The sequence below is a fragment of the Roseateles sp. P5_B10 genome (genome assembly GCF_056400485.1).
The window spans coordinates 1-2,997 of sequence record NZ_JBFULE010000652.1 but is presented as its reverse complement, the minus strand read 5'-3'; the positions used below and the strand labels follow the sequence as shown (position 1 = coordinate 2,997).

Here is a 2,997-nt window from a genome sequence, read left to right as displayed (position 1 = left end):
GGCTTGCTCGGCCTGCAGTGCGCGCGCCTGGGCCTGCTCCTTGTCGGCGCGCATGCGCGCGTAGCGGTCAGCCAGCGCCAGCGACAGCAGCAGCAGGTCGACCGCCGAGCCGGCCTGGGTGCCGGCGCTGGTGATCAGGTTGCTGGGCAGCACGCCCAGGTTGCGCATATGGCCCAGCAGCACGGCCACCAGCAGCACGCTGAAGGCCACGACGAAGAAGTAGGCACTGCGCTGGCGCTGCAACGTGCCGGTGATGCCGCAGGCCAGCAGCAGTGCGGCGGTCGTGGCGCTGCAGACGGCCCAGAACGGCGCCGTCTGCGCGAACCAGCCCATCAGCAACGGGATGAGCAGCACATTCAGCGCGATCAGCGCACGCAGCCCGAGGTCCAGCCGCGGCATGGTCTGCGGCGTGCGCAGCATGCGGCGCGAGAACATCATCAGCGCGATAGCCGCCACCGAGCCGGGCACGTTGACGCCGCGCTGCTGCCAGAAGGGGGCGTCCGGCCAAAGGAAGTTGGTGCCGATGCCGGTGAAGCAAGCCAGCGACGCCGCGATGCTGCCGGCGAACAGCACGTACCAACCGAACGACGCGTCGCGCAGCAGCAGGAAGATCACCAGGTTGTAGAGGCCCACGGCCAGCGCCAGCCCGAAGTACAGCATCTGCACGGCCAGCCGGCGCTGGTCGAAGTGCGGAAAGGCATCGGCGCGCCACAGTCGGGCCGGCACGATCAGCGAATTCGCGGACGCCACGCGCAGTACCAGCGTCCGGGTTTCGCCCGGGGCCAGCGTGACCGGCACGGCGAAGTTGCCACCCGGCCAGCGCCGCTGGGCAAAGGGGCGTTGGTAGCCGAGCTCATGCCTGATGGCGGTGCCGTCCGGCGCGAGCAGGCTCACGTCGAGGTATTGCAGCAGCGGATAGCTGATGTCCAGCATGGCCTGCACCGGCTGGCTGCCACCGTTGCGCAGCGGCAGGCGCAGCCAGACCGCGGCCCCGGTGTAGCCGAACGACACGGCCTCGCCGCCGGCCGTGCTGGGCTGCCAGTCGCCACGGGCCGCGGCTGCCAGATCCAGCTTGCGGTCTGGGTCCTGCAACAGCTCCCAGTGCGGCCCCAGCGCCAGCCCATCGGCCGGCAGGGCCTGCAGGTCGACACCACCCGCCCAGGCGACGCCCGACAGCAGCCACAACATCCCCGCCACCCACCACCGCCAGGCTTGCTGGCGCCCACCCAAACACCTCTTCAGCATGGGGCGGGAGTGTAGGCAGCGCCCGCACCCGCTCCGCTGAGAGGCTTCCACTCATTGCCCGAAAGGCCTCCCATGGCAGTCTCCGTCTTCGACCTCTTCAAGATCGGCATCGGCCCGAGCAGCTCGCACACGGTCGGGCCGATGCGCGCCGCGCGCCTGTTCGGCCTGCGGCTGCAGCACGACGGCCTGCTCGACAAGGTGGCCCGGGTGCAGGTCATCCTGTACGGCTCACTCGGCGCCACCGGCAAGGGTCACGGCAGCGACAAGGCCGTGCTGCTGGGCCTGGCCGGGCATGAGCCTGACACAGTGGACATCGAGGCCATCCCGGCCTTGATGGACACCATCCGCGCAGGCGACTTGAACCTGCTCGGCCAGCACAAGGTCGTTTTCGACGAAGCCAAGGACCTGGTCTTCAAGCGCCGCGAGACGCTGCCCTTCCACGCCAACGGCATGCGCTGCATCGCCTTCGACGCCGAAGGCAACGAGATCGCCAACCGCGTTTACTACTCCGTCGGCGGCGGCTTTGTCGTCAGCGACGAAGTGGCGGCCGACGGCAGCAAGCAGAAGGTGATCGCGCCCGACACGACGGTACTGCCCTACCCCTTCAAGTCCGGCGACGAGCTGCTGGAGCTGACCAAGCGCCACGGCATCTCCATCGCCGAGCTGATGCGGCGCAACGAATGCCATTGGCGCACCGAGGCCGAGATCGACGCCGGATTGATGAAGATCTGGGGCGTCATGCAGGCCTGCGTCACACGCGGCTGCAAGACCGAGGGCATCCTGCCCGGCGGCTTCAAGGTCAAGCGCCGCGCCGCGCAGCTGCACCGCGACCTGACGGCCAACCCCGAGGCCGCACTGCGCGATCCTCTGCAGGTGATGGACTGGGTCAACCTCTACGCGCTGGCCGTCAACGAGGAAAACGCCGCCGGCGGCCGCGTCGTCACGGCGCCCACCAACGGCGCGGCCGGCATCGTGCCCGCGGTGCTGCACTACTACACGCGCTTCGTGCACCATGCCAATGAACGCGGCGTCGTCGACTTCCTGCTGACCGCCGCAGCCATCGGCATCCTCTACAAGGAAAACGCGTCCATCAGCGGTGCCGAGGTCGGCTGCCAGGGTGAGGTCGGCGTGGCCTGCTCGATGGCTGCGGGTGCCCTCTGCCAGGTGATGGGCGGCACGCCCGAGCAGGTCGAGAACGCGGCCGAGATCGGCATGGAGCACCACCTGGGCCTGACCTGCGATCCGGTCGGCGGCCTGGTGCAGATCCCCTGCATCGAGCGCAATGCCATCGCCTCGGTCAAGGCCATCAACGCGGCGCGCATGGCGTTGCGCGGCGACGGCACCCACTTCGTCAGCCTGGACAAGGTCATCAAGACCATGCGCGACACCGGCGCCGACATGATGACCAAGTACAAGGAAACGGCCCGCGGCGGACTGGCGGTCAACATCGTCGAGTGCTGACGCCGCCATGTGCCTCGCTGCGTTCGCGCTGAACGCCCACCCGCGCTTCCCCCTCGTCATCGCCGCCAACCGCGACGAGTTTTTCGCTCGCGAGGCCGCGCCCATGGGTTGGTGGCCGGACCTGCCCGACATCCTCGCCGGCCGCGATCTCAGCGCCGGCGGCACCTGGTTTGGCCTGACGCGCGCCGGGCGTCTCGCGCTGCTGACCAATGTGCGCGAGCCGGGAAGGCAGATCGTCGATGCGCCGTCGCGCGGCGCCCTGGTCGTTGACTGGCTTGGCTCGTCCAGCGA

3 protein-coding genes are annotated in these 2,997 nt (G+C 69.2%); 2 read left to right on the top strand and 1 reads right to left on the bottom strand.

Annotated features, from left to right (window positions below; genetic code table 11):
- Positions 1–1,245, bottom strand: a 1,245-nt coding sequence (locus AC1DU6_RS25440) for a 7TMR-DISM family protein (protein WP_477860492.1), incomplete at its 3' end; no start/stop codon positions are given.
- 72 nt (positions 1,246–1,317) lie between these two features.
- On the opposite strand from AC1DU6_RS25440, the gene AC1DU6_RS25435 reads away from it, so the two are divergent.
- Together AC1DU6_RS25435 and AC1DU6_RS25430 are read left to right on the top strand one after the other, a co-directional pair.
- Positions 1,318–2,706 carry an L-serine ammonia-lyase gene (locus AC1DU6_RS25435; RefSeq protein ID WP_457324503.1) on the top strand — a complete coding sequence of 463 codons (1,389 nt, stop codon included), beginning with the start codon at positions 1,318–1,320 and terminating at the stop codon, positions 2,704–2,706.
- 7 nt (positions 2,707–2,713) lie between these two features.
- A partial coding sequence (locus tag AC1DU6_RS25430) for an NRDE family protein (RefSeq protein WP_477860490.1) occupies positions 2,714–2,997 on the top strand: 284 nt, incomplete at its 3' end.

Bases quoted from the DNA above. Each gene is read 5' to 3' on its own strand.
- AC1DU6_RS25435 (WP_457324503.1), top strand. From the start codon at position 1,318: ATGGCAGTCTCCGTCTTCGACCTCTTCAAGATCGGCATCGGCCCGAGC.